Genomic DNA, 26445 nt, shown 5'->3' with positions numbered 1-26445 from the left:
GCCTGCGCGAAAAGCGATCCGAGCGGGCTCGGATCTACAGCTGCCATGACAGGGAAGCAGCGGAGCAAGCTCCGCTCTACAAAGCGTGCGCGACGCCGTCACAAGTCTGCACCGATGTTGAGGTAGATCTCGTATTGCGAATCTGGCGAGTACAAGCCGTGCGCAATGTCCAGGCGCACCGGTCCCACCGGCGAACGCCAGCGCAGGCCGAGGCCGACGCCGGTATGGAAGTCGGGCCGGTCCTCGTTGAAGGCGTCGCCGCCATCCACGAACGCGGCCGCGCCCCAGCTGTCGTTGAAGTAATGCTCGAACTCGACCGTCCCGGTCAGCACGTTCTTCGCACCCTTTGCGTAGGTCTTGCCGCCCGCGACCAGTGTCGGTCCGACCTCGCGATAGGCGTAGCCGCGAATGCTGCGATCGCCACCGGCATAGAAGCGCAGGCTCGGCGGCATGTCGACCAGTCCGTTGGTGAAGGTGTAGCCGGCCTCGCCGCGCAGGATCAGGCGGTTGTACTTCCCCATGCCCTGGTACCAGCGGCCCACGCCCCAGGCCTGCAGGAAACTGGCGTCCGAGCCCAACCCATTGAGGCCACCGCGCAGTTCCAGGGTCAGGCCGATGCCCTTGCGCGGGAAGATGCGGTTGTCTGCATCGATGTATTCGCCGCGCAGCGAGGGATACAGGAAGGTCGCGTAGTTGTAGACCACCGGCGCCGGCGTGCTGGGGTCGACGTTGCCGCTGTCCTCGGCGGCGAATGCCCAACGCTCGCGCAATGCATGGATCGATGCGACGGCGTTGAGCCGCTCGTTGACCTCGCCGCTGCGGCTGCCGACCAGCTCGATCTTGCGCGTGTCGAGGTAGTCGCTCTGTTCGTCGTAGAACTGCGTGCCGATCGTGTACCAGCCATCCAGCCAGGTGAAGGCGGGAATACGGTACTGCACCGTGGCGGTCTTGCGCTTTTCCGCCCAGTCGATCTGGCTGAGCAGCTTGTGGCCGCGATCGTTGAGATAGCGCCGCTCCAGTCCCAGCCGTACACCCGCGCCGCTATCGGTGCCGTAGCTGAGACCCGCGGTGTAGATGCTGCGCTTGGCCGGCGTGAGCGTGACGGTGACGGGCACCTGCCCGTCCGCGGCGTTTTCCGGATGCGGCTGGATGTCGATGCCGGCGAAATAATCCAGTCGCGCCAGCGATTCGCGCAGACGATCGAGCTTGCCCTGGTGGTAGTAGCTGCCTTCTTCCCAATAGATCAGGCGCTGGATCAGGCTGTCGCGAATGATGTGCTTCGGTGTCTGCTCCACGGTGGTCGCGCCGATGTCGTAGCGCGCGCCGCTGTCCCAGACCAGGTCGATGTCGGCCGCGCTTTCAGCCCGGGTCACGGCCACCTGGCGGGTGACGAAATCGGCATCGAAATAGCCGCGCTCGGCCAGGCGCCGGGTGATGCGCGCCTTGCTCGCCTCGTACAGGGTGTGGTCGAAGACGTCGCCTTCCTGTGGCCGGAACTCGCCCAGGTCCGCGCGCAGGTACTTGTCCTTGCCGCCGGCCCCTTCGATCGCGACGTTCGAACGGCGCACGGTGACGGGTTCGCCCAGCTCCACCGTGATGGTCACGGTGACGGGCGCGGTACCGGCCCTGCGCGGCGACGCTGGCTCGGTGCCGCCGGCAACGGTGGCGTCCTCGTCGGCATCGGCATCGGCGGCATCGGCGTCGGGCGACCCGGAAGCCGACTCGACAGTCGAAGTCTCCCCGTTACGGGTACGTTCGACGACGATATTGGGCGAATAGTAGCCAAATGGCTCCAAGGCCTCGCGCGTTTCGCTCTCCGCCTCGCGCAGCAGATAGGTCAGGCGGCGGCCGGAAATGTCCTTGCCGATGGCGTCCACCAGCGACAGGGACACGCGCACGTTCTGGCTCATCAGCTCGTCGACGCCGCGGATTTCCACGCTCGAGACGGTGGCGGCTTGGGTGCTGCAGGCAAAGACCGCCAGTCCTGCGGCGAGGAAACGGGGGGGAAAGCGCATCCCGGCAGGATACCGGCTTCAACCGGATCTTCGAGAAAACGCCTGTCGATCGCTGGCCCGATGGCCCCGGCAGATTGTGACGCTCGTTAACTTATCGTAGCCTCGACCCGGGATCTCTCACTCGTCCTCCGGCGTGGGCCGCCGGCTTTCGTACCTCTCGCACTTCATTTTGACCGTCTGGTCGGGCTGTCCGTTAAAGGGGAAAGAACACATGAATCGCAAGCTGTTAGCGGCCGCCGTCTGCGCGGCTTTGGTAAGTCCGGTTGCTTGGGCACAGGACGCCGATACGCCACAAGAGAAGAAATCAGCAACGGACATCGATGCCGTCGTGGTGACGGGTTCGCTGATTCCACAGGTGCAGGTTGAGAACGCGAACCCGGTCATCCAGATCACGTCGGAAGACATCGATCGCCAGGGCTTCAGGAACGTGTACGAAGTGCTGCGCGCGCAACCGCTTGCGACCGGTGCCGTCCAGGACAACCAGTTCTCGGGCGGCTTCACTACGGGCGCCACCACCATCAGTCTGCTCGGCCTGTCTCCAGGCTTCACGCTGATCCTGATGGACGGCCGTCCACTGGCGGACTATCCGCTGCTCTACAACGGCCAATCGAATTTCGTCGATCTCTCGACGATCCCGACCGGCATGGTCGAACGTATCGACATCCTGCCGGGCAACCAGTCGTCGATCTATGGCTCGGCGGCGATCGCCGGCGTCGTCAACATCATTCTCAAGAAGAAGTTCGACGGCAACGAGCTGAGCATCCGTGCCGGCGGCTACAGCCAGGGCGGCGGCGAAAACCAGCGCTTGCAGTTCATCGGCGGCACCAGCTGGGACAAGTTGAACCTGGTCTATGGCGTGCAGCTTGGCCGTCAGGATCCGATCTACGCGGCCGATCGCGACGACTTCAATTCGACCAACGACAACCCGAATCCCAACGCGCGCTACGGTTCGCGTGCGGTATTGCACCTGACCTTCCCGTCGACCTATATCGATCCGGGCCAGGCCGCCTGCGACGGCATGAGCAACCTGTTCGGCGGCACGATGATTCGTGACAACCGCCCCGGACGCGGCTTCTACTGCGGCAGCCGCGAGGAACCGGGCTACACCACCATCCTCAACAAGGATGAGTCGGCCACCGGCTACTTGAATGCCACGTACGCCGTCACCGACGACGACGAGCTGTACGCCAGTCTGCTCTACAACTACGACCACACCTCGTTCAACGGCGGCAACCGCTTCTGGGAAACCTCGATCGGCACCGACGGTTTCTTCGTCAACGCCAATACGGCGGGTCCGGGTTCGCAGACCGCATTCGGCAACTTCGAGCTGTTCCAGAAGATCTTCGCGCCCGAAGAAACCGGCCGGCACACCAACGACGAGCATGTGATCTCGCACTCGTACAACGCGGCCTTCGGTGCACGCGGCGGCATCGGCGACAGCAACTGGGACTACGACGTCTACTACGCTCGCTCCGAGTACCACTTGAAGGATCGCCAGCTGTGGGCGCTGAAGGACAAGGTCGATGGCTTCTTCGAGGACATGTTCCTCGGCCCGAAGCTGGGCGATTACTACGGCTATCCGATCTACGCCCCGACCGACGCGAACTTCTATCGCGCGATCACTCCCGATGAGTACATGAGCTTCCAGGGGCTGATCCAGTCGAAGTCCAAGACCTGGACGCATACGGTCAACGCGACGTTCACCAACGGCAACCTGTTCGAGCTGCCGGCCGGCCCGGTCGGCGTCGCGCTGCTCTTGCAAGGTGGGTACCAGAGCTGGGAGAACCCGACCGATCCGCGCGTGATCAATAACGAGTTCTGGGGCCTGACCGGCACCTCGGGCGCCGGCAAACGCTGGAACAAGGCGCTGGGCGTGGAGTTCCGCGTTCCGCTCACCAAGATGCTGACGGCCGACTTCTCGTCGCGTTACGACCGGTACGGCAACGTGGGCGCGAGCGGCGATTCCAAGGCGACCACCAAGGTCGGCTTCGAGTTCCGACCGTTCGACTCGCTGCTGCTGCGCGCCAACTGGGCCACCGCGTTCCGCGCGCCCGACATGGCGTACATCTTCGCCGGGCCCAGCGGCTTCTTCTCGTCCGCCACCGACTACTACCGCTGCGCCACCCAGGAACCGGGCGTGCCGATCGAGGACTGCTCCTTCACCGGTTCGCAGTACTTCGGCGAACGCCAGGGCAATCGCGACCTGAAGTCGATCACGGCCGAATCGTGGGGCTACGGTGCGGTCTGGTCGCCCAACTCCAACTTCAATCTTCATGCCGACTACTACGACGTGAAGATCGAGAACGAGGTGAGCGACCTGAACGTCGATCAGCTGTTGCAGGATGAGTCGGCCTGCCGCCTCGGCGTGCTCTCGATCACCTCGCCCACCTGCGTGGATGCCCTGGCCCGCATCACCCGCAGCACCTTGAGCGGCGGCATCTCCACCATCGCCATCAACCCGATCAACATCTCCAAGGAACGGGTCAAGGGCGTCACGGCGGGTGCCGACTACCGTCTGGAGACGGCCGGCCTGGGTACGTTCGGCTTCGGCGTGAACTACAACCGCACGCTGGATCACACCTACCAGCAGTTCCCCGGCGATCCGAACTTCGATCTGCTCGACAGCCCGTACCTCTCGTCCGAATTCGAGCAGGTGCTGTCGGCCAACGTCGATTGGGAGATCGGCCGCTTCTCGACCACGTTGTACGGCGTGTGGTATCCGGCCACCTACGACTTCGACGCCCAGAACGACCCGACCAACGGGACGAAAAGCAAGGTCTCCTCGTACGAGTTGTTCAACGGCAGCGTGAAGTACCGCTTCACCGACGACATGTCGGTGAGCCTGATCGTCAACAACATCGCCGACAAGGGCGCGCCGAAGGACGACAGCTGGACGTCGTATCCGTACTACAACAGCTTCAACTACAACGGCTACGGCCGTTCGTTCTGGCTGGAGTTCGACTGGCGCTTCGGTCAGAAGAAAAAGTAACAAGCTCCAAACGCAAGAAGGGCCGGCAATCGCCGGCCCTTCTTGTTTCCGCGGCAGGAAGAGATTCTAGACCTGCAGCATCTCGGCCAATGGCGCCAACTGCCTTTCATAGCGCCGCCACTCGCCGATCGAACGCGCGTGCACCGACTCACGCACCTGCGCGCTGCTCAGCGTGGCCACCGGCGCATCGTTGCGCGACAGGTCTGTGAGATCCGCCTCCCAGGCCAGGCCGCACGCGGCCAACACGGAGCGAGCCACCTTCTCCGTATCGCGAACCAGCTCGGCGTAGGACACGTCGACGATGCGTCCCGGGATGGTGCGGTGCCAGTGCGCCGACAGCCGCTGGTACTCGCGGTAGTGATTGGCCAGCGCGCCCAGGTCATAGCTGTAGGGATACGAGTCGCCGAACAGCGCGCGGTAGTTCGAGAAGCACACGTCCATAGGGTCGCGGACCATGTGCAGGATCGGCGCGTGCGGCAACGCCTTTGCGATCAGGCCAGCCAGCTGGTGATTGGGCGGCAGCTTGTCGATGTAGTAGGCACGCCCTGCGGCGCGCCACTGCGTCTGGGCCAGATAGCGGCGCCCGATTTCCGCAAAATCGACATCGGGCAGCCGCTGCAGCAGCGACTCGTCGAGCAGCTGGCGTGCCGGATGATCCGCAGCCCACTGCAGCTGCTGTGCGAAATCGCCCAGCTCACCCGCGGACGTGACCTGCGAATGATTGCCGAGGATGCGATCCAGCAGGGTAGTGCCGGAACGTGGCAACCCCACGATGAAGATCGGCGTGGGTCCCGGATGCGCGACGTCCGCCGGCTTGGCGAACTCGCCCTGGAACCGCGCAATCAGCATATCGGTATCCCGCTTTCGCGCCTGCGCGTCGTAACGCTGGCGGCGGAACATGATCGCGTTGGCGCGCTGCAGCGCATTCCAGGCGCCATCGAAGTCGCCCAGGTCTTCGAGTTCCTTGTATTGGGCGAACTCGAACGCGGCGTGGTCTTCGCTACCCGACGCAACCCGTGTCAGCTGCGCACGAATGAACGCGAGGTGATTCGAGTCGGGCGTCTGCTTGCGCAATCGGGCCAGGGTCAGCGACGCGCGCCCAAAGGTCGGGCCCATGCGCAGGCATGTTTCCAGTTCTTCGCGCGCCTCATCCAGGCGGCCGTTGAATTGCAGCTGGATGCTGCGGAAATAGCGGAAGTCGGGATTGTCGAAACCCGCGTCGCGCGCGCGATCCATCAGCGCGAGCGCCGTGGCGTGGTCGCCGATCTGCTGGTGCAAATGGGCGATCTGCGCCAGCACACGCCCTTCGCTGCAGCGCGCGATCACCGGACTGGCCAGGCATTGCTTCGCGGCCACCACCTCGCCCACCCGCAGCAGTGCCTGCACCAGCCGTTGCAGCTGAGCGGCGTCGGCCGGCGGCCGTCGCGCGGCTTCCAGCAGCTGCGCACTCGCGTCGCGCAAGCGCTGCTGTGACAACGCCACCCCCGCGAGCATCACATGCGCCTGCGCGTGGTGCGGGTCGGCGGCGAGCGTGGCTTCCAGCCACTGGCGCGCCACCGCCATGTTGCCCGCTGCCAACGCTTGTTGTGCCTGGAACCAGGAGGCAGCGGCGGTCGTCATGCGTCGGGGCTAGATGGACAGATGCTCGATCGCCGCGACACTACCCAGCCGGTCGCTCAAGCGCTTGAGCAACGCCAGGCGGTTGTTGCGCACGGCCATGTCGTCGACGTTGACCATCACCTTGTCGAAGAACGCATCGACCTGCGGACGCAGGCGCGCGAGACGGCCGAGCACGGCGACGTAATCGCGCTGCGCCAGCTGCGGATCGGTCTCGGCAATGGCCGCGTCCACCGCGTCGCCCAGCTCGCGTTCGGCTGCCTCGGTATAGCGCGCAGGATCGATCGCGGTCGGCAGTTCGCCGTCGACCTTCTTCAGGATGTTGCGGATGCGCTTGTTGGCGGCGGCCAGTGCTTCGGCCTCGGGCAGCTTGGCGAATTCGCCGATCGCCTTGAGGCGGCGGTCGAAGTCCGGCAGCGACTGATGCGCGATGTTGTTGACCGATTCGAACTGCACGCTCGGCACGTCTTCGTAGTAGCCGCGCAGGCGGTCGTAGACGAACTCCTCGCACACCTCGAACAGGTCGGCGTCGTTCGGACCCGGCTTCACCGGCTGCAGCGTCAGCGCGCGCTGCAGCAGTTCGGCGACCGACAGGTCGAAGCCGCCTTCGAGCAGCGTGCGCGCCAGGCCCAGCGCGTTGCGACGCAACGCGAACGGATCCTTGTTGCCGGTCGGGCGCAGGCCCGCGGTGAAGCCACCGGCGAGCGTGTCGAGGCGCTCGGCAATCGCCAGCACCTGGCCCAGCTTCGACGGGGCAATGGCGTCACCGGCGAAGCGCGGCATGTAGGCCTCGTCGATCGCGTTGGCGACTTCCAGCGGTTCGTGCTCGACCGCAGCGTAGTAGCGGCCGGCGATGCCCTGCAGTTCCGGGAATTCATTGACCAGACGCGACTGCAGGTCGGCCTTGCACAGTTCGGCGGCGCGGCGCGCGAGCTTGGGATCGATGCCGACCTGGCCCGCGATGACTTCGGCCAACGTCGCCACGCGCGCGACCTTGTCGGCGAGCGTGCCGAGCTTGGCCTGGTAGGTCACGTTCGAAAGGCCCTGCGCCATCGAGGCCAGACCCTGCTTCATGTCTTCGACGAAGAAGAACTGCGCATCGGCGAAGCGCGGACGGATCACGCGCTCGTAGCCCTTGCGGACTTCGGCTTCGTCCTTCGATTCGATGTTGGCGATGCCGATGAAGCGTTCGCTCAGCTTGCCGGCGTCGTCGAGCACCGGGAAGAACTTCTGGTTGTCCTGCATCGTCGCGATCAACGCTTCCTGCGGCACCGCGAGGAAGTCGCGCTCGAAGCTGCAGGCGATCGCCTTCGGCCATTCAGTGAGGCCGTTCACTTCTTCCAGCACGCCGGCATCGATGTGGGCGACGCCGCCGCTGCTGTCGGCGGCGGCCTCCACTTCGCGCACGATACGCGCGCGGCGCTCGTCCGGATCGGCCAGCACCTTGGCGCCGCGCAGCGCTTCGACGTATTCACCGGCGCTGTTGATCCACACCGGCTTGTCGAACATGAAGCGATGGCCGCGGCTCATGCGGTCGGCGCGGATGCCGAGCACTTCGCCATCGACGATGTCCTTGCCCAGCAGCAGCACCAGCCAGTGCATCGGACGGGCGAAGCCGTAGTCGTGATCGCCCCAGCGCATCGGCTTGGGGATCGGCATTGCGGCGAGAGCTTCGTTGATGATTTCCGGCAGCAGCGTCGCGGTAGCGACGCCCGGCTTCACCGAGCGATGCACGAAGCGCTCGCCCTTGTTGTCGGTGGTCTTGCCCAGCGCGGTCCATTCGACGCCGGCCTTCTGCGCGAAACCCTGCAGCGCCTTGGTCGGCTCGCCGTTCGCGTCGAGCGCGATGTTGAGATACGGGCCGAGCACTTCGGAGGTCTGCTCCGGCTGCAGCAGCGCCACGCCGGGCAGCGCCACCGCGAGACGGCGCGGAGTGTACAGCGGCTTGGCGGCATCGCGATCGAAGGCGATGCCGCGCTTGCTCAGGCCGTCGAGCACGCCATCGAAGAACGCCTGGGCCAGGCTGGAAAGGGCCTTGACCGGCAGCTCTTCGGTGCCGAGTTCGATCAGGAGCGGTTGCATCGGGGTCATGGTGTTGCCTTGGCTTGTTCCCTTCTCCCTCCGGGAGAAGGTGGCGCGAAGCGCCGGATGAGGGTGCGACGGAGTGAGGGGCGTTGGCCGCCAATGAAAACTACAGCGCTGCAATGCTGTCGTCGTTCACCAGCCACACTTCGCCGAACCCTCACCCCAACCCCTCTCCCAGTGGGAGAGGGGCTCAAATCAGGCGACTTCGCCCTTCTTCTTCAACACAGGAAAACCCAACTTCTCGCGTTGCGCGTAATACGCCTCGGCCACGCCCTGGGCGATCTTGCGCACGCGCAGGATGTAGCGCTGGCGCTCGGTCACCGAGATCGCTCGACGCGCGTCGAGGAGGTTGAAGGAATGCGAAGCCTTGCAGACCTGGTCGTAGGCCGGCAGCGGCAGGCCGAGTTCGATCAGCTTGAGCGCTTCGGCTTCGCAGGCGTCGAAGCGGTGGAACAGTTCTTCCACGTTCGCGTGTTCGAAGTTGTACGCCGACTGCTCGACTTCGTTCTGGTGGTAGACGTCGCCATAAGTGACCGGCGTGCCGTCCGGGCCGTAGGTCCAGATCAGGTCGTAAACGTTGTCGACGTTCTGCAGGTACATGCACAGGCGCTCGAGACCGTAGGTGATCTCGCCGAGCACCGGGCGGCATTCGAGGCCGCCGGCCTGCTGGAAGTAGGTGAACTGGGTGACTTCCATGCCGTTGAGCCAGACCTCCCAGCCCAGACCCCAGGCGCCGAGGGTCGGGGATTCCCAGTTGTCCTCGACCAGGCGCAGGTCGTGCACCAGAGGATCCACACCCAGCGCCTTGAGCGAATCGAAGTACAGCTCGACGATGTTGTCGGGGCTGGGCTTCATCACCACCTGGTACTGGTAGTAGCGCTGCAGGCGGTTGGGGTTCTCGCCGTAGCGGCCGTCGGTGGGACGGCGGCAGGGCTGCACGTAGGCGGCGTTCCACGGCTCCGGGCCCAGCGCGCGCAGGAAGGTCGCCGGGTGGAAGGTGCCGGCGCCGACCTCAAGGTCCAGCGACTGGATCAGCACGCAGCCGCGCTCGGCCCAGTAGGCGTTGAGGCGCTGGATCAGCTGCTGGAAGGTCGGAACATCCTTCGGCAGAGCGTCCTTCGGCAAGGCGTCCTTGGACAAAAGCGGGGCTTGTGACATGGGTACGAAAAGGCCGCAGGGCAAAGCGCGGTAGTATAGCCATCGGCTTGCTTTTGCTAGCTTTTATGCCGTTTTCCCCCTCCCTTTCGCGAAGCGAACGGGAGGGTCGGGGAGGGGTGCTTTGGCTGTTGCTCGTGTCTTGAAGCAAAAGCTAAAGGCACCCCGCCCAGCCTCCCCTTGCGCTGCGCGCAAAGGGGAGGAGTACACCTTGTTCAATGAACCTCGCAGCCTGTGATCGTGTTGCCGTGAACTCTTCCTTCCTGATCCTCGAAACCGGCCAGCCGGTTGCTTCGATGCGCCGCCACCGCGGCTTCCCGCACTGGATCCGCGTCGCCGCCGGACTCGAGCGCGACGAGGCCGTGGTCGTGAATGTCGAAGCCGGCGAGGCGTTGCCCTCCCGCGAGGGCTTTGCCGGCACGATCGTCACCGGATCGGGCGCGATGGTCACCGACCGTCACGCCTGGAGCGAGCGCTCCGCGCAATGGCTGCGCGAAGCCGCGCACGCGGGCATGCCGCTGTTCGGCATCTGCTACGGCCACCAGCTGCTCGCGCATGCGCTCGGCGGCGAAGTCGATTACCACCCGGCCGGGCGTGAGATGGGCACGGTGCAGCTGGAACTGCATCCGCAGGCCGAACACGATCCGCTGTTCGGCGGCCTGCCGCCGCAGTTCCCCGCGCAGGCCACGCATCTGCAGAGCGTGCTGCGCGCCCCCGATGGCGCCACCGTGCTGGCCAAGTCGGACCACGACGCCTGCCACGCGTTCCGCTGGGGCGATCACGCCTGGGGCGTGCAGTTCCACCCGGAGTTTTCTGCCACGCACATGCGCGGCTACGTACAGGCACGCGAAGAAGCACTGATACGCGAAGGCCGCTGCCACAAGCAGGTGGCGCGCGGCGTTAGCGCCACGCCGCATGCACGCCAGGTGCTGCGCCGGTTCGTGCGGCACGCGCGCGGCTTGCCGCGCTGATCTCGTTTCTCTCCCCCCGGACTCGTCATTACCATGCAAATCAACAGGGTGCCGCCCCATCGCGGCCTCGCCTGGCTCATCCAATCCGTGCAGGTCACGCTGCGCCAGCCGCGCGCCATCCTCGGCGCCGGCCTGCTGCTGATCACAACGCTGTACGCCATCGGCTTCCTGTTCCTGGCGCCGGTCAAGCTCGGCGCGGGCACCGGCGCTGCGGATCTGTCCCAGTTGCTGATGGCGGTGGTGCCGTTCTTCCTGGTGATGGTGTTGCTGCTGCCGGTTCTGCTCGGCGGTCTGATGCATGTCATCCATGAAGCAGCCTGCGATCGCCCGGTGCGGGCGCGCGATCTCTTCGCGCCGATCCGCGAGGGCCGCATGCGGCCGCTGGCCCTGCTCGGCGGTGTGCAGGTCCTGCTCGCAGCGGCCAGCACGCTGCTGGTCGTCACGCTGGCCGGAGCCGATTACTGGCACGACTACGGCGAGGCGGTGAAGGCCGCGATGAGCGGCACCGTCCCCGTCGCACCGCAGCCCGACCACCCGCTGCTGCTCTGGTGCGCGCAGCTGGTCTTCAACTACTTCAGCACCGCGCTGATGCTGTTCTGCGTGCCGCTGGTCCTGTTCTCGCACGCCACGCTGGGCGAGGCCGTGCGCGACAGCCTCCGTGCCTCGGTGCGCAACATCGGGGCGAACCTGCTGGCCGGACTGCTGTTCTTATCGGGCTTCGTTGCGGTCACGCTCGCGGTCAGCGTGGCTACCGCCGTGCTGGCGCTGATCGGCAACGCGCTGCATCCGCTGATCGGGGCCTTGTTCACCGTCGCGATCACCCTGGCGTACGGCGCGACTCTGGTCGTGATGCTCACGGCCGCGGCTTATTTCGCGTGGCGGGATACGTTTGGTCCGGCCAGCACGCCGGCGCAGGCCCCGCACCAGATCGAACTGTGACGGCGGGTCCGGCTTTCGTCGGCCGGACCGCCCGCAGCACCGCAAATGCCCGCCCGGGCGCTCCGGCGAAGGTGAAAACTCGCGCCGGCCCCGCGCTTCTGGAATAATTCCCGCTCTTTTGACCCGCCGGGTTCGTCCCGGTCCGTGGCCCGGGACAAGCTCAGGAACACTCCCTCGTGCGCAATTACGACCTCGAATTCCTCAAGAAATTCTCCATGGTGATCGGCTTCCTGATGCTGGTGACCGTGGGTCTCATGATCGGTGCCTACTACGTGCACCAGCAGCTGCCGGCGGAAATCAACCCGGTCGCCGCCAAGAAGATGCAGGAGCGCATTGCTCCGGCCGGTTCGGTCTATGCCGGCAGCACCGGCGCTGCCGCACAGGCTGCCGCCACCGCCGCCGCAGCGGCCGCCGCGGCCTCGCAGGTCGCCTACGGCGGCACCACCGACGGCTCGGTGATCTTCGGCAACCTGTGCACCGGCTGCCACACCTCCGGCGCCGGTGGCGCTCCGACCCTGACCGCGGCCGGCCTCGGCGCGCGCGCGGGCAAGGGCAAGGACACCCTGTACGACCACGCCATCCACGGCTTCACCGGCACCGCCGGCGTGATGCCGGCCAAGGGCGGCAACCCGGCCCTCACCGACGATCAGGTCAAGGCCACGGTCGACTGGATGCTGTCGAACATCAAGTAAGCCGCGCTCCGCGCTGCTGCTCGCAACGCCGCCCGAGGGCGGCGTTGTTGTTTGTGGGCTTCGCACTCGCCGCGCTCGTTCTGTATGCACACGTAGAATGGTTCGCATGAACGCCCCCACGTTCCCCCAGGAATCCACGCCCCTCACCCTCACCGGTCCCGCCGGCGACCTCGAAGCCGCGGTCGACCTGCCCGAAGGTCCGGCGCAACCGGTCGTCGCGATCGTCTGCCATCCGCTGCCCACCGAGGGCGGGACGATGCACAACAAGGTGGTGACGATGGCCGCGCGCGCGCTGCGCGAGTCGGGGATCGCGACGGTGCGCTTCAACTTCCGCGGCACTGGCGCGTCGCAGGGCGAATTCGATCAGGGCGTCGGCGAATCCGACGACCTGCGCTGCGTCGCCGGCTGGGTGCGCGAACAACGCCCCGATGCGCAGCTGTGGCTGGCCGGTTTCAGCTTCGGTTCCTACGTCACCATCAAGTGCGCGGCGGAACTGCAGCCGGCGATGCTGATCTCGATCGCGCCGCCCGCAGCCGGGCGCAGCTGGGACTTCAGCACCATTACCCCGCCGGAATGCCCGTGGCTGGTGATCCAGGGCGACGCCGACGAGATCGTCGACCCGCAGGCCGTGTACGACTGGCTCGACTCGCTCAAACAGCTGCGCCATCCGCCGGAGCTGGTGCGCATGCCCGACACCAGCCACTTCTTCCATCGCCGCCTGATGGACCTGCGCGGCGCGATCAAGGCGGGGATCCGCCCGCACCTGCCCAACCCGGTGGCGGATTGAAGCACGCGTGAACGAACCCGCCCCGCTGCCCTCGCAGCGCTACGCCGAAGGCATCGCACGCGGCGCCTGGAACGATGATCCCGCGCAGCACGCCGCATTGCGCGAACTCGATCGCCTGCATGCGTTGCTGACGCAGCCGGTGAAGCGCGGCTTGCTGGATTCGCTGTTCGGGAAGAAGCCGGAGACGCCGCGCGGGTTGTACCTGTGGGGCGGTGTCGGCCGCGGCAAGACTTTTTTGATCGACCTGTTTTTCGACGGATTGCCGATCACGCAGAAGCGCCGCACCCACTTCCACCGCTTCATGCGCGAAGTACATGCCGCACTGCGCGAGCACGCCGGCGCCAGCGATCCCCTGGCGAAGATCGCCGGCGAATGGGGACGCCAGCTGCGCGTGCTGGTACTCGACGAATTCTTCGTCAACGACATCGGCGACGCGATGCTGCTCGGGCGCCTGCTCGAACGCCTGTTCGCCGAAGGCGTGGCACTGGTGACCAGCTCCAACACCGCGCCGGCCAACCTTTACGCGCATGGGCTGCAGCGCGAACGCTTCCTGCCCGCGATCGCGCAGCTGCAGACGCATACGGTCGAGCTGCTGCTCGACAGTCCCAACGATTACCGCCTGCGGGCGTTGACCAAGTCGCCGGTCTATCGCGCGCCCCTGGATGCGCAGTCGGACGCCTGGCTGGAGTCGCGTTGGCACGAACTCACCACCGGCCTGCCCTGCGATCCCTGCGCGGATGAAGCCGGCCATGTCGTGATCGACGGCCGCGCGATTCCAGTACGTGCGACGGCTGAAGGCCACGCCTGGTTCGATTTCGCCGCGCTATGCGAAGGCCCGCGCGCGGCCAGCGATTACATCGAGATCGCCACCGAACATCACACCGTGCTACTCGGCGATATCCCGCAGCTGGACGACACCAGCAACGATCCGACGCGTCGCTTCATCCATCTGATCGACGAGCTGTACGATCGCCACGTCAACCTGGTCTGCACGGCCGCGGCGGCGCCGACCGGACTGTACGTCGGCAGCAAGTTGGCGCCTGCGTTCGAGCGCACCGCGTCGCGCCTGATCGAGATGCAGTCGGCCGAATACCTCGCGCTGGAGCATCGCGGTTGAAATCCACCGTGACTGATCAGGCCGCGTTCGTTCAACTCCGCGCGTAACGATCCGCCAGCGCATCGGTCGCGCGCACCAGCACATCGACGATTTCCGGCTCCGCGGCGCTGTGGCCGGCCAGCACTATGTGCAGCGCAGCTTCCGGCCAGGCCTTGGCCAGATCGCAGGCACTCTTCACCGGACAGATGATGTCGTAGCGGCCGTGCACGATAGTCGCGGGAATGTGGCGGATCCGATCGATGTCGCGCAGCAGCTGGTCCGGCTCCAGGAACACGCGGTGACGGAAGTAGTGCACCTCGGCGCGGGCAACGCTGATCGCCACGTTGGGTTCCTCGAAGTTGCCCGGCTCGTGCGGCTCGTGGCGCAGCGTCGTGCTGCCGCCTTCCCAATCGCTCCAGGCCCGCGCCGCGGCGAAACGCACCGCTGCATCGTCGCTGTCGAGGCGGCGCCAGTAGGCCTCGATCATGTCGTGGCGTTCGTCGACGGGGATATGGTCGAGATACGGCTGCCAGCGCTCCGGGAAAATCCAGCGCGCGCCGCCATCGAGTTCGTTGAACCAGCGCAGTTCGTAATCGCGGCCGAGGAAGATGCCGCGCAGTACCAGGCCGAGCGCACGTTCGGGATGGCGCTGCGCATAGGCCAGCGCGAGGGTCGAACCCCAGGACCCGCCGAACACCACCCAGCGTTCGATGCCGAAGTATTCGCGGATGGCCTCGATGTCGGCGACCAGATGCCAGGTGGTGTTGTCGCGCAGTTCCGCCAACGGCGTCGAACGCCCGGCGCCGCGCTGATCGAACAGCACGATGCGATAGCGCGCGGGATCGAAGAAGCGGCGGTGGAACGGCGACAACCCGGCGCCCGGGCCACCGTGCAGGAACACTACCGGCAATCCCTGCGGATTGCCGCACTCCTCGATGTACAGCTCGTGGACGGCACCGACGCGCAGGCGATGGGTGCGGTAGGGCTCGAGTTCGGGATACAGCTCGCGCATGGTTCCAGCAGTCCGTTATGCAGTGATGCGCGTTATCGCGCTTTGCGAAGTGGCGTGGTCAGGCAGCGCGACGTCGGCGCGCATGCAGCACCGTGTACACCACCACCAGGCTCGCCAACGCGATCCCGATCGCCTTCCACTCGTCGGCCTTGAGCGTGGTCACGATCGCGACCATCGCGGCGATCGCGAGCAGCGGAATCAGGAAGCCGCCCGGCAGCACGAACGGTGCATCGCCGCGCTCGCGCAAATCCAGCGCCTGCGCACGCCACGCCGAGAGGCTCACCAGCCCGTACACCAGGCAGATCGCGCCGCCGGAAATCAGCGCCAGCGCATCGAAATTACCGGCGATCGCCAGCGCCCACGCGAGCAATGCATGCACCGCCAGCGCCCACAGCGGGACGCGGTGGGTCGCGCTCACCGTGCCGAACAGGCGCGGCAGGTAACCGTCGCGGCCGAGTGCAAACACCAGGCGCGCGGTGCCGAACAAATTGCCCATCAGGAAGCCGGTCATCGAGATGCACGCCGTGATCAGCAATAGCACGCGTCCCGGCCCCCACAACGCGCCCGCGGTATCCGCGACCGGTACGCCGCTCTTCGCCAGGCCCGCGCCAAGCAGGCCCTGGCCGACGATCTGCAAAGCCAGATACAGCAGCACCACCAGCAGGATCGCGACCATGGTGGCGCGCGGCACATCGCGCGCCGGATCGTTGAGCTCGCCCGACGGCACCAGCGCGGTCTCCATGCCGGAGTACGCGAACATCACCAACACCATCGATGCACCGAGCGCGCCCCACGACGGCACGTCGCCAACGGCGAAGCTCACCTGCGACCAGTCGACGAAGAACACCCCGATACCCGCGAGCAGGAACAGCGGGGTCAGCTTCAACGCCGCCAGCGTGGTGATCGCGCGCGCGCCGAGCTTCACCCCGAAGGCATTGAGCGCGAACAGTCCGCCGTACACCACCGTCAGCAACAGCGCGCGCGGCAGCGGCGGCGCGAACGCCGGCACCAGGTTAGCCACCTGCACCGACAAAGCGGCGGCGACACCCGCGCTGGACGTGAAGTTGCTGATCCACATCAGCGCGCCGCCGACGAAACCGGCAAACGGTCCGAACGTCGCGCTGAGATAGCTGTACGGCCCACCGGTGACCTGCACGCGGCTGCCGACTGCGGCGAAGCACAGCGCGATCGGAATGATCGCCAATGCGCCGGCGACGAGCGCGAGTGGCGCAGCCACGCCCATCTGCGCGGCCAGGGCCGAGGGCATGCGGAAGATGCCGCCACCGACGATCACGTTGATCACCGCGGCGGTCAGCGCGAAGGTGCCGACGGCGCGCAGCAGGGCCGCGTCACCTTGCAATGCCGTGGTTCGGGAGGACGAAGCGTCGTTCATCGGCGGCCATCTGGCGGAGATGGCGCAGGGTCGCATGCGCGCCGCGTCGGCTCCAAGTGCACCCCGGAATGTGCTGATGCCGCTGGGCGCGTGGTGCCGGGCCTGCTCGGTCCAGCGCGCCGGCCGATCAGAAGCGTGCCGAGCAAGCTCGGCACTACAAGGCTGCGCTGCTAGAGGCTTTGCAGATAGCGGTCGACTGCGGCGGTGTACGCGGACGGCTGACCGAGCTCGCTGTTGATTTCGCCGTGACTGAGATCCTGTTCGAGCACCTGCGCGCGGCGGCCCAGCCGGTTGGCCTGCGCAGTCAGGGCATGCGCCTGCGGGCAGGACTCGCGTCGTCGGGCCGAACACACCGCCAGCAACGGCACCCCGGGCGCGCGCAGTTGCGCATACGCCGAAGTCGCGCGCCAGTACGCGGGATCGTCGCCGAAGGCGTCGTCGTAGAGCTTCAGGTGCGGCTTCGCCATGAAGCGTTCAGTGTCGAGGACGGCGCTGTCGAGCAACACCGCGCCGCGCACGGGTCGTGCGTGCACCTGCGCCAGCAGCGGCGGGGCGGCCGCGAGCAATGCACTCAGATGCGCGCCGGCGGAATGCCCCATCAGTACGAAGCGGTCGGGATCGCCACCCCAGCGCGCGCTGTCGCGTTGCGCGGTCGCCACGGCCACGGCGACGTCGTGCGCCTGCGTCAGCGGGTCGGCATCGGGCAGCATGCGGTAATTGGCGGAAACGATGATGTAACCCTGCGCGGTCCAATGCACGATCTTGGCCCTGACCAAGTTGTCGGCGCGCTTATCGCCGAACCGCCAGCCACCGCCGTGCACCAGGAACAATGTCGGCGCACGCCGCGCATCGCGCGGTGCGTACACGTCGTAACGCTGGCGCGGATCGGCGCCGTAAGCCTGATCGCGCCAGACCCGCACATTGGCCGGGAGTACCGCGTCCGCTACTGGCGCGGTGCGCCGCTGAGCCAGACGCTCGGCGAAACGGCCGCGCGCGTGCGCGTTTGGCGCCAGCGACATCGCGCCCAGCACTGTGCCGATCAGGATGGCACCGAAGATCAGGGCAGTTCGCATGCTTCCCCCGTCATTGCATCGATGCCGATGACAACGCGCGAACGCGCACGGAGTTGACGCCCGTAGGCTGGGTTGGCTCCATCACCTAGCCTTGGTCGCGAGCCGGTCCGCGGACGCTGGGTTGATGAGGCCAACCAGCCTATGGCAGGTGACCAGGCCGTTCGGCCACATCGGGCACGGGCCGGCGCCGCATTTGCCGGTAGCATCAGGCCTTTCCGCCGGGGGAATCCGAATGCGTCGTCTTGCCGTGCTACCGCTCGCGCTGTGTGCGCTCACCGTCCACGCGCAGGAGGCGCAGCGTCCCGAAGTCGCCGCCGCGGCCAAGGCCGAACAGGCCAAGGTCGTCGCCTGGCGCCGCGACTTCCACCAGAACCCGGAACTGTCCAACCGCGAACAGCGCACCGCGGCCAAGGTCGCCGAACACCTGCGCGCGCTCGGCCTGAAGCCGCAGACCGGCATCGCCCACTACGGTGTGGTCGCGATCATCGAGGGCGGCAAGCCCGGGCCCAAGGTTGCGCTGCGCGCCGACATGGACGCGCTACCGGTAACCGAACAGACCGGCCTGCCCTTCGCCTCGAAGATCACCACCACGTTCAACGGCCAGAACACCGGCGTGATGCATGCCTGCGGCCATGACGGCCACACCAGCATCCTGCTCGGCGTCGCCGATGCGCTGGTGGCGATGCGCAAGGACCTACCGGGCCAGGTGATGCTGGTGTTCCAGCCGGCGGAAGAAGGCGTGCCGCCCGGCGAAAAGGGCGGCGCACCGCTGATGCTGGAAGAAGGCCTGTTCAAGACCTTCAAGCCGGACGCGATCTTCGGCCTGCACGTGTTCTCCACCCTGCAGGCCGGCCAGATCGGCGTGCGCCAGGGCCCGATGCTGGCGGCGTCGGACCGCTTCACCATCAAGGTGCATGGCCGGCAGACGCATGGTTCGCGTCCGTGGGGCGGGATCGATCCGATCGTCGCCGCCGCCGACATGATCGGCACCGCGCAGACGATCGTGTCGCGCCGCACCGACCTGGCGAAGCTGCCGGCCGTGGTCACCTTCGGCACCATTCACGGCGGCATCCGCTTCAACATCATTCCCGACGACGTCGAGATGAGCGGCACGATCCGCACCTTCGACCTGGGCATGCGCGAGAAGATCTTCGCCGACCTGAAGAACGTCGCCGAACACGTCGGCGCCGCGCATGGCGCGAAGGTCGAAGCGTTGGTCCCCGATGCGCAGGGCAATCCGGTCACGATGAACGATCCCGAGCTCACCGCGCGCATGCGCCCGAGCCTGGAAGCGGTCGCCGGCAAGGACAACGTGGTCGAGCCGCCGCTGCAGATGGGTGCGGAAGACTATGCGTACTTCGCCAAGGAAGTACCGTCGATGTATTTCTTCGTCGGTGCCACGGCGAAGGGCATCGATCCGATCACCGCGCCGAGCAATCATTCGCCGCAGTTCAATATGGACGAGTCGGCGCTGGACCTGGGGCTGCGGGCGATGTTGCAGGTGACGTTGGATTACTTGCACGGGGCGGCGCGATAGCGCCCAATCAGCGTGTTTGATCAGGCTTGTCCTTCTCCCCGTCTGCGGGGAGAAGGTGCCGAGGGGCGCTTTCCAGCGCTCACTTCCCCTCACCCTGCGGCGCTATCGCGACGCTGTCCCTCTCCCCGCAAGCGGGGCGAGGGGTAAGTAGTAGGGCTAAGTAGGGCGCGGTGTTGCGCTGCGCTTACAGAATCGGCGCCAATCCCGCCCCAAACGCGGTGAACATCCGCGTCGTCAGCGACTTCAACCCCAGATTGACCTCAGGGAAATCGCCCACCGGCTTGTAGCACTGGCGGAAACGCGGATCACGACGCGACAGCGGCAGCGGACACTGTGGGCCGGGCACGAACTCGTAGCTGGTCGCGTAACGCATCGGCCACAGATCGAAGATCGGCAGGCGTTCAGAGAACCGGCCGATCGAATAGTCCAGCCCCGACAGCACCTGCGGCTTGTCGCGCGGCGCGATCACCCACGCGTTCTCCGGCTTGGTATCGCGGCGAATGCTTTCGGCGAGCGCATGCGCGAAGGTCGGATCTTCGATCACTACCGCGCTCTCGGTGTTGTAGTTGTCACCACGCGGATCGAAGTTGTGCGTGCCAATCACGCCGATCCGGTCGTCGATCACCACCGACTTCGCGTGCAGGCCAACCCGCACGCCGGCGCGCTTGAGCGGCACCGGTTCGTTAGAACGGCGGCGCGCGTAACGCTTGGCGGTGTCTTCGCGCGATAGCGGCGGGCGATAGCGGACCACGCTGCGACGATCGTGAAAGCGGCTGGCGCCCCCCGACGAGCCGACGAAGCGCGGCCGCGGCGGCGGTTCCGCCGTCACGCCGAGGTCAGGCAAATCCGCGCCGGTGGCCGCGATGTCGATCGGCGAATCCAGCGGGAACGGCTTGTACTCGTAGATGTCGAAACCGAACTCGCGCAGGTAGCGCCGCTTGTACTTGTACGACAGCGCGTAAGCGATGAATGCATCGGTCGCGGCGAGCGAATTGGTCGAGACCACCACGCGCGGGCGCTGGCTGCGCTCGCGCGTGTGCATGCGCATGAACATCTTCTGCGCCGGCTTGGACATCACCAGGTAGGGCGTCTGCAGCATCACTTCGTGCTGCGCGGTCTCGATCAGCTGGCGCAGGGTGTCCGACGTCCATTCGCGATCGCGGCCGGCGTCGCGCTGCTTCACCGGCGTATCCGACAGGTAGTGCACCTCGCCGACCGGGAGGGCATTGGCGGCCAGGCGCGAGCCCACCAATGCAGCGTCGGCGGCATCGCGCCGCATCGCTTCGGCGCGCTGCGGACGCTTGAACTCCGGCGCCTTCAGTGCGGGCACGCCACTGGCGATCAGCTGCTTGCCGACGTCGGTGAGGTATTCGACCGGCACGCTGCGCTTGTCGTCCCAGAAGGTGACGAAAGCCGCATCCATGGTCGCGGCAACCGGACCGGCCACGAGCAGGTCGCGATCGCGGAAATTGAACTGCTCGTCCCAGTCGTAATAGTCGTTCTGGTAGTTGCGGCCGCCGGTGATCCCGACCGCGCCGTCGACCAGCAGCATCTTCGAATGCATGCGCTGGTTGAGCTTGCGCCAGCAGCACGCCGCGGCGATCGCGTACTGCGGATAATTGATCTTCGCGCGATGCAGCATCGGGTTGTAGATGCGCACCTCGAAGTTGGCGTGCGCGCCGGCCAGCGCGGCCAGGGTGTCCACACGCTTGAGTGCGGAGAGCTGGTCGAGCAGCACCCGCACCTTGACTCCGCGACGCGACGCGGCGAGCAGTTCGTCCAGCACCAGCTGGCCGGCGTCGTCCTCATCGAAGATGTAGGTCTGCAGATCGATGCGGGTGGTCGCGGCACGGATCAGGTTGATGCGCGCGAGCATGGCGTCGGGGCCGTGATCGATGATCAGCGCGTAGTGGCGCGGCTGCTCGGGCGTGGACTCGGCCACGGCGCGCGCGGCCAGCTCGCGCAATGGCGAGGGTTGCGCGCAGTTGCCGGGCTCCGCGCACTCGACCGCGGTCGGGCGCGCTGCGGCGACGACACGGGCACTGGCCTCGCGCTGGGCCGGGGACAGGCTGGCACAGGCGGCGAGCGTCAGCGCGCAGGCCGCCAGGCCGAAACGATGCAGAAAGGTCATGCGGCGATTTTAGGGGGCCGGCTCGCGCAGGCGCACCCGTAAACGGAAATTCACGTCGTCGGTCAGCGCCCAGCGCCAGCTTTCCACGCCGTAATCGGTGCGCAACACGCGTCCTTGGGCGATCACGTCGCAATCACGCGCCGGGCGCGCGCAGTCGCTCGGGGCCAGTATGAAGGCCTCACGGCGGCTGACGCCGTGCATGCTCAGGGTTCCGTAGAGCGGGCCACCGCTGCGCACCAGCTCGCCCTCGTAGGGATCGGAGCGGAATTCGACCCATGGATGATGTTCAGCATCGAGAAAACGCTCGCCGCGCGCGAAGCGGGTGTAGCGGTGCGAACCCTCGACTTCGACGCTGTCGGTAGCCAGGCGTATCCGCACTTCATGACGCCCGTCGGGCAACTGCACCACCTCGCCTTCATAGCGCGGAAAGTACCCAGTGATGACCTGGCCCCAGCGCGTGGTGAGGTCGAAGTCGATGCGGCTGCGCGCCGGATCCAGTGCCTGCGCGCTGACTGGTGCGGCAGGCGTCGCGGCGATCAGGATGCCGAGCGCGACGCCCAGCCAAGCGGTCTTGCCTTGCATGTGCCTTGGATCAGTACGGGTCACGGCCACCAGAAAGCGCTGAGCTGTGCGGCGCCCGGTTCCAACGCCGCGCCCGCCGGTAGCGTGAGTACGGCGATGCCGCCCGGCGGCATGCCGCGGTAGTCACCGGACTGGCCGCTGTGCAGCAGCGCGGCGAGCTGCTCGAAGCCCGGGTTGTGCCCGACCATGAGCAGACGTTCGGATGGCGCGTGCGCGTCGGCCAGCGCGACCAGCGCGCCGGGCGTGCCTTCGTAGATCGACGGCTCGATGCGCTGATCGACGTAGCCGATCGCGCCCAGCACGGCTTCCAGGGTTTCGCGCGCGCGCCGCGCCGGTGAGCACAGCACGCAATCGGGGGTCAGGCGGTTCTCCGCCAGCCAGCGGCCGGCGGCTTCGGCTTCGGCCAGGCCCTCCGACGACAGCGGCCGGTCGAGGTCGGCCTGGCCGGGAGCGGCCGGTTCGGCGTGGGCGTGGCGGAGCAGGATCAATTCGCGCATGGAGTGGCCGGCCTGAAAGTTGGAGTAAACGATGAAAACGCCGAGCGGACCGTTACCGCCCGCTCATTTCTTCAGCCACTTCAGCAGCGGCTGCCAATCGGCCTGGTGCTCGCGCACCTGCGCGGAGTGGTAGTCGAACAGGCTCTTGCCCAGCGCAGTGGTAACCACGTAGCCCTGGCTGTCGCGCAACTGCGCCACCAGCGGGTACGGCCATTGCTTGAGCAGATCGAGCGCCTGTTGCGACACGTTGGTCCAGGGCTTGAGCTTGTTGCCGACCAGGCCGACGCGCAGCGTGCCCTTGCGCACGCGCGGGTGCCTGGCCAGCGAATCGAGGAACGGCACCGTGGCCTCGATGTCGAAGGTCGAAGGCACCACCGGGACGACCACCGCGTCGACCGTTTCCAGGAACGAATCCAGCTCATCGGCCATGGCGCCGGCGGCGCCGTCGACAATCACGCGCTGAGTGTCGTCGGGGACGTGCTTGTGCCAGCCCTTGCGGCGGGTGCCGTCGAGGGCGAGCACGGCGCTGTCCAAGCCCGCCCGTTTCTGTGCCCACCGGGTCGAAGAGGCCTGCGGGTCGGCGTCGACCAGCGCGGTGCGCAGGCCATCGAGCGCCGATTGCGCGGCGAGATGGGTGGCGATCGTGGTCTTGCCCGCGCCCCCCTTGGAACTGGCCACCAGAACGGTCTTCATCAAACCCCCTACTTGGCGCATGAGATTGCAGCGTACAACGGTCTGAGCGGGATGGTCATCCGGTCCGTCCGTGATGGCCTCTCGGGCGCGCGAGCGCACCGTGCCGGCGGACTGAATCGGCTCAAGCCGCCCCGCCCCACTGCGCCCACAACGGCAGGGTCAGCAGCGACAACAGCAGGCCGTAACCGACCATCGCCGCGGCGAGCCGCGGGGCAAGGTTGTGAGCGATGGCCAACGCACCGGCCGTAACCATCGACGGCATCGCCGCTTCCAGCACGGTGGCGCGAGCCATCGCGCCGTGCAGGCCCAACAGCGGCACCAGCAGCATCGCGAGCGCCGGCATCAACGCCAGCTTCAGCAGCAGGCCGGCGGCGAGCGGCTTGAGTTCCTCGCGCGGCAGGGTCAGCCGCACCGACAGGCCGATGGTCAGCATGGCGAGCGGCAACAGCGCATCCGACAGACGCTGCAGGCCGCCGGCGATCCAGCTCGGCGGCTCCGCCGGCATCACGGTGAAGCCCAGCACCAGCGCCCACAGCGGCGGAAACCTGAGCACGCGCAAGAGCATGTCGCGCACTCCCGGCGGGTGGCCGTCGACGCGTCCCCCGTAGCGCGCTATCACCCACAAGCCGAACGTCGACAGGATCAGGAACACGCCGAACTGGTCGTACACCACCGCATACGGCAGCGCGTGCTCGCCGATCAGCGCGCGGGTCAGCGGATAGCCGAGGAAGCTGGTGTTGCCCAAGGCGACGGTCAGCAGCAGTGCGGCGCGTTCGCCGTCGCGCAGGCGCAGCGCGCGTGCGAGCGGATGCACGACGAGCACCGTCGCCAGCAACAGCAGCCACGGCACCACCGCCACTGCGAGCAACGCCGGCTCCAGATGCAGGCGCGGCGCGTAGCGCAGCACCGCCGCGGGCAGACACACGTACAGCACGACCAGATTGAGCGTCTGCGCGGCGTTGTCCGGCAACACGTGCAGACGCTGGAAGATGTAGCCCACCGCCAGCATGACGAGGACGAGGGCGAAGGCGTCGAAGGCCATCGGCGGGGATCGAAAGGGGCGCGCGCCCATGGTCGCGGCTGACGTCGCTGCGCTCAAGCACGCGCCGCTCGATGGCAAGGACCGCCACGTTCGGTGCGCGTCGTGGAGGTGTGTGCAGGACACACGGGGCGCACGTGCCTCTCGCCCTTCTCCCCGCACAGCGGGGAGAAGGTGCCCGAAGGGCGGATGAGGGGCGCTCTTCGCTTCAGCGCCACTTCCCCTCACCCTGCGTTGCTGCGCAACGCTGTCCCCGCTGTGCCCCCTGCCCTTGCGCATAGCGCAAGGGCGTTCAGTCGGGCATGCGCCAGTGGCGCATAAACGCCCGCCTTCACCCCGCAAGCGGGGCGAGGGGCGAGTGTTTGGCGTCAGTACCCCGCCGCCTGCCCATCCTTGCGCGATTCACTGGCGCCGATGTAACCGCCGTTCGGGTTCACCATGATCGCCTGGTAGCCGCCATAAGGACCGTCGGCGAAGCGCACGCTATGGCCCTTGCGCATCAGCGCACGCACGGTCTCGTACGGGAAGCCCGATTCGAGATCGAGTTCGCCACCATCGATCATCGCGGTGGCCTGTCCTGCAGGCTCCGTGGAACCATCGTGCTGGATGCGCGGCGCGTCGCCGGCTTCCTGCAGGTTCATGCCGAAGTCGATCAGGTTCATCAGGATCTGCGCATGGCCCTGCGGCTGCATCGCACCGCCCATCACGCCGAAGCTGAGCCACGGCTTGCCGCCCTTGGTCACGAACGCGGGAATGATGGTGTGGAACGGGCGCTTGCCCGGTGCGAAGGAATTGGGGTGCCCTGCCTTCAGCACGAACTGCTCGCCGCGGTCCTGGAAGATGAAGCCCAGGCCCGGTGGCGCCATGCCGCTGCCCATGCCGCGATAGTTGGACTGGATCAGCGAGACCATCATCCCGTCGGCGTCGGCGACGGTCATGTAGATCGTGTCGCCCTCGTTGAGCTGCGGGATGACGCCGGGCTCGGCGGACTTCATCGCCTTGTCCATCGAGATCAGCTTGCCGCGTTCGCGCGCGTATTCCTTGGAGATCAGCTTCGCCACCGGCGTCTTGTAGAAGTCCGGGTCGGCATACGAAGCGGCGCGATCGGCGAAGGCGAGCTTCTTGGCTTCGGCGAACAGGTGCACGTGTTCGGGACTGCCGAAGCCGTACTTCTTCAGGTCGTAGGGCTCGAGCAGATTGAGGATCTGCAGCGCGGCGATGCCCTGCCCGTTCGGCGGCAGCTCCCACACGTCGTAGCCGCGGTAATTGGTCGACACCGGTTCGACCCATTCGCCGTGATGCGTGGCAAGGTCGTCGTACGACAGGAACCCGCCATTCGCCTTGAAGTAGGCGTCGATGGTGCGCGCGATCTCGCCCTTGTAGAACGCATCGCGACCGCCCTTGGCGATCATCGAAAGGGTGTTGGCGAGATTGGGGTTGCGCCACATCTCGCCGGTGCGCGGTCCGCGCCTGTTGCCGGCGCCGTCGTCGACCGTGAACTGCTCGGTGAAGCCCGGGTACTTCGACAGCGTGGGCACGCTGCGAGTCCAGTAGTAGGAAATGACTTCATGCACCGGATGGCCTTCGCGCGCGTAGCGGATCGCCGGCGCAAGATCGTCACCGATCGGCTTGCGGCCAAAGCGGCCGTGCAGCGCGAACCACGCATCGACCGTGCCCGGCACGGTCACCGGCAACGGCCCGTGCGAAGGCACTTCGGTGAGGCCGCGCTTCTGGAATTCGGCCAGGGTCAGCGCCTTCGGCGAACGGCCGGAGCCGTTGTAGCCATACAGTTTCTTCGTCTTCGGATCCCACACGATCGCGAATAGGTCGCCGCCGACGCCATTGCCGGTCGGTTCCATCAGGCCGAGTGCCGCGTTCGCCGCGATCGCCGCATCGACCGCGCTGCCGCCGGCCTTCATCACGTCGAGCGCGACCTGGGTGGCGAGCGGATGCGAGGTCGCGGCCATCGCATGCGGTGCGTAGACCTCGCTGCGCGTGGCGAAGGGTTTCCCGGTGATGCGATCGGCGCACATGGCGGTAAGAGGAAGGATCAGGAACAGGCCAAGCAGCAATCGGCGCATGACGTACGGCTCCGGAAACGATAACCGCATCCTAGCGCTGGCCCGGCGGGGGCGCCGTGCC

19 protein-coding genes and 2 pseudogenes are annotated in these 26445 nt (G+C 66.7%); 7 read left to right on the top strand and 14 right to left on the bottom strand.

Annotated elements, in window-relative coordinates:
* Positions 1 to 98: 98 nt before the first annotated feature.
* Positions 99 to 1610, bottom strand: a pseudogene (locus ACYVGK_RS01510) (autotransporter assembly complex protein TamA); the annotation flags it as partial.
* A gap of 123 nt (positions 1611 to 1733) precedes the next feature.
* Positions 1734 to 2015 (bottom strand): annotated as a pseudogene (locus ACYVGK_RS01505) (POTRA domain-containing protein); the annotation flags it as partial.
* 211 nt (positions 2016 to 2226) lie between these two features.
* Here ACYVGK_RS01505 and ACYVGK_RS01500 point away from each other — a divergent pair.
* Positions 2227 to 5004 (top strand): TonB-dependent receptor plug domain-containing protein, encoded by a 2778-nt coding sequence (locus ACYVGK_RS01500; RefSeq protein WP_460731461.1) that lies wholly within the window; start codon positions 2227 to 2229, stop codon positions 5002 to 5004.
* Positions 5005 to 5070: 66 nt separating this feature from the next.
* Here the strand turns inward: ACYVGK_RS01500 and ACYVGK_RS01495 are convergent, their stop codons facing one another.
* The 3 genes from ACYVGK_RS01495 to glyQ form a co-directional block, all read right to left on the bottom strand.
* On the bottom strand, positions 5071 to 6624 hold the full coding sequence (locus ACYVGK_RS01495) for a tetratricopeptide repeat-containing sulfotransferase family protein (protein ID WP_460731460.1): 1554 nt from the start codon (positions 6622 to 6624) through the stop codon (positions 5071 to 5073).
* 9 nt (positions 6625 to 6633) lie between these two features.
* Entirely contained in the window at positions 6634 to 8712 is a 2079-nt protein-coding gene (gene glyS, locus ACYVGK_RS01490) for a glycine--tRNA ligase subunit beta (protein ID WP_460731459.1), read from the bottom strand.
* A 189-nt stretch (positions 8713 to 8901) separates the two neighbouring features.
* The gene (gene glyQ / locus ACYVGK_RS01485; protein ID WP_460731458.1) at positions 8902 to 9864 is read right to left on the bottom strand and encodes a glycine--tRNA ligase subunit alpha; all 963 of its coding nucleotides are present in this window, start codon (positions 9862 to 9864) and stop codon (positions 8902 to 8904) included.
* 245 nt (positions 9865 to 10109) lie between these two features.
* Here glyQ and ACYVGK_RS01480 point away from each other — a divergent pair, with 245 nt between their 5' ends.
* The 5 genes from ACYVGK_RS01480 to zapE all read left to right on the top strand — a co-directional run bounded on the left by ACYVGK_RS01480 (position 10110) and on the right by zapE (position 14367).
* On the top strand, positions 10110 to 10832 hold the full coding sequence (locus ACYVGK_RS01480; RefSeq protein WP_460731457.1) for a glutamine amidotransferase: 723 nt from the start codon (positions 10110 to 10112) through the stop codon (positions 10830 to 10832).
* Between the two features lie 33 nt (positions 10833 to 10865).
* A complete protein-coding gene (locus tag ACYVGK_RS01475) occupies positions 10866 to 11771 on the top strand; it encodes a hypothetical protein (protein WP_460731456.1) in 906 nt (301 codons plus the stop codon).
* 176 nt (positions 11772 to 11947) lie between these two features.
* Entirely contained in the window at positions 11948 to 12463 is a 516-nt protein-coding gene (locus tag ACYVGK_RS01470) for a c-type cytochrome (protein ID WP_460731455.1), read from the top strand.
* A 106-nt stretch (positions 12464 to 12569) separates the two neighbouring features.
* Complete coding sequence (locus ACYVGK_RS01465; RefSeq protein ID WP_460731454.1) at positions 12570 to 13250, top strand: alpha/beta hydrolase; 681 nt, start codon at positions 12570 to 12572, stop codon at positions 13248 to 13250.
* 7 nt (positions 13251 to 13257) lie between these two features.
* The gene (gene zapE / locus ACYVGK_RS01460; protein WP_460731453.1) at positions 13258 to 14367 is read left to right on the top strand and encodes a cell division protein ZapE; all 1110 of its coding nucleotides are present in this window, start codon (positions 13258 to 13260) and stop codon (positions 14365 to 14367) included.
* Between the two features lie 31 nt (positions 14368 to 14398).
* Here the strand turns inward: zapE and pip are convergent, their stop codons facing one another.
* From pip to ACYVGK_RS01445, 3 genes are all read right to left on the bottom strand, one after another.
* Positions 14399 to 15358 carry a prolyl aminopeptidase gene (gene pip / locus ACYVGK_RS01455; protein WP_460731452.1) on the bottom strand — a complete coding sequence of 320 codons (960 nt, stop codon included), beginning with the start codon at positions 15356 to 15358 and terminating at the stop codon, positions 14399 to 14401.
* 58 nt (positions 15359 to 15416) lie between these two features.
* On the bottom strand, positions 15417 to 16751 hold the full coding sequence (locus ACYVGK_RS01450) for an APC family permease (protein WP_460731451.1): 1335 nt from the start codon (positions 16749 to 16751) through the stop codon (positions 15417 to 15419).
* Between the two features lie 170 nt (positions 16752 to 16921).
* Positions 16922 to 17824 (bottom strand): alpha/beta hydrolase, encoded by a 903-nt coding sequence (locus tag ACYVGK_RS01445; protein ID WP_460731450.1) that lies wholly within the window; start codon positions 17822 to 17824, stop codon positions 16922 to 16924.
* Between the two features lie 232 nt (positions 17825 to 18056).
* On the opposite strand from ACYVGK_RS01445, the gene ACYVGK_RS01440 reads away from it, so the two are divergent.
* Positions 18057 to 19361: an amidohydrolase gene (locus ACYVGK_RS01440; RefSeq protein WP_460731449.1), complete on the top strand. Its 1305-nt coding sequence runs from the start codon at positions 18057 to 18059 to the stop codon at positions 19359 to 19361.
* 184 nt (positions 19362 to 19545) lie between these two features.
* Here ACYVGK_RS01440 and ACYVGK_RS01435 read toward each other — a convergent pair whose 3' ends face one another.
* The 6 genes from ACYVGK_RS01435 to ggt form a co-directional block, all read right to left on the bottom strand.
* Positions 19546 to 21492, bottom strand: coding sequence for a phospholipase D family protein (locus ACYVGK_RS01435; protein ID WP_460731448.1), 1947 nt, complete (start codon positions 21490 to 21492; stop codon positions 19546 to 19548).
* A 9-nt stretch (positions 21493 to 21501) separates the two neighbouring features.
* Complete coding sequence (locus tag ACYVGK_RS01430; RefSeq protein ID WP_460731447.1) at positions 21502 to 22074, bottom strand: YceI family protein; 573 nt, start codon at positions 22072 to 22074, stop codon at positions 21502 to 21504.
* A gap of 20 nt (positions 22075 to 22094) precedes the next feature.
* Entirely contained in the window at positions 22095 to 22571 is a 477-nt protein-coding gene (locus ACYVGK_RS01425) for a SixA phosphatase family protein (protein ID WP_460731446.1), read from the bottom strand.
* Between the two features lie 63 nt (positions 22572 to 22634).
* On the bottom strand, positions 22635 to 23264 hold the full coding sequence (locus ACYVGK_RS01420; RefSeq protein WP_460731445.1) for a nucleotide-binding protein: 630 nt from the start codon (positions 23262 to 23264) through the stop codon (positions 22635 to 22637).
* A 121-nt stretch (positions 23265 to 23385) separates the two neighbouring features.
* Positions 23386 to 24306: an AEC family transporter gene (locus ACYVGK_RS01415; RefSeq protein WP_460731444.1), complete on the bottom strand. Its 921-nt coding sequence runs from the start codon at positions 24304 to 24306 to the stop codon at positions 23386 to 23388.
* Positions 24307 to 24671: 365 nt separating this feature from the next.
* On the bottom strand, positions 24672 to 26384 hold the full coding sequence (ggt, locus tag ACYVGK_RS01410; RefSeq protein WP_460731443.1) for a gamma-glutamyltransferase: 1713 nt from the start codon (positions 26382 to 26384) through the stop codon (positions 24672 to 24674).
* Between the last annotated feature and the right edge of the window lie 61 nt (positions 26385 to 26445).

It is taken from the genome of Lysobacter tyrosinilyticus (assembly GCF_054779815.1).
Note: the sequence above shows the minus strand (reverse complement) of the source record. Positions and strands in the feature narration are given on the sequence as shown.

Bases quoted from the DNA above. Each gene is read 5' to 3' on its own strand.
- ACYVGK_RS01500 (WP_460731461.1), top strand. From the start codon at position 2,227: ATGAATCGCAAGCTGTTAGCGGCCGCCGTCTGCGCGGCTTTGGTAAGT.
- ACYVGK_RS01495 (WP_460731460.1), bottom strand. From the start codon at position 6,624: ATGACGACCGCCGCTGCCTCCTGGTTCCAGGCACAACAAGCGTTGGCA.
- glyS (WP_460731459.1), bottom strand. From the start codon at position 8,712: ATGACCCCGATGCAACCGCTCCTGATCGAACTCGGCACCGAAGAGCTG.
- glyQ (WP_460731458.1), bottom strand. From the start codon at position 9,864: ATGTCACAAGCCCCGCTTTTGTCCAAGGACGCCTTGCCGAAGGACGCT.
- ACYVGK_RS01475 (WP_460731456.1), top strand. From the start codon at position 10,866: ATGCAAATCAACAGGGTGCCGCCCCATCGCGGCCTCGCCTGGCTCATC.
- ACYVGK_RS01465 (WP_460731454.1), top strand. From the start codon at position 12,570: ATGAACGCCCCCACGTTCCCCCAGGAATCCACGCCCCTCACCCTCACC.
- pip (WP_460731452.1), bottom strand. From the start codon at position 15,358: ATGCGCGAGCTGTATCCCGAACTCGAGCCCTACCGCACCCATCGCCTG.
- ACYVGK_RS01450 (WP_460731451.1), bottom strand. From the start codon at position 16,751: ATGAACGACGCTTCGTCCTCCCGAACCACGGCATTGCAAGGTGACGCG.
- ACYVGK_RS01445 (WP_460731450.1), bottom strand. From the start codon at position 17,824: ATGCGAACTGCCCTGATCTTCGGTGCCATCCTGATCGGCACAGTGCTG.
- ACYVGK_RS01440 (WP_460731449.1), top strand. From the start codon at position 18,057: ATGCGTCGTCTTGCCGTGCTACCGCTCGCGCTGTGTGCGCTCACCGTC.
- ACYVGK_RS01435 (WP_460731448.1), bottom strand. From the start codon at position 21,492: ATGACCTTTCTGCATCGTTTCGGCCTGGCGGCCTGCGCGCTGACGCTC.
- ACYVGK_RS01430 (WP_460731447.1), bottom strand. From the start codon at position 22,074: ATGCAAGGCAAGACCGCTTGGCTGGGCGTCGCGCTCGGCATCCTGATC.
- ACYVGK_RS01425 (WP_460731446.1), bottom strand. From the start codon at position 22,571: ATGCGCGAATTGATCCTGCTCCGCCACGCCCACGCCGAACCGGCCGCT.
- ACYVGK_RS01420 (WP_460731445.1), bottom strand. From the start codon at position 23,264: ATGAAGACCGTTCTGGTGGCCAGTTCCAAGGGGGGCGCGGGCAAGACC.
- ACYVGK_RS01415 (WP_460731444.1), bottom strand. From the start codon at position 24,306: ATGGCCTTCGACGCCTTCGCCCTCGTCCTCGTCATGCTGGCGGTGGGC.
- ggt (WP_460731443.1), bottom strand. From the start codon at position 26,384: ATGCGCCGATTGCTGCTTGGCCTGTTCCTGATCCTTCCTCTTACCGCC.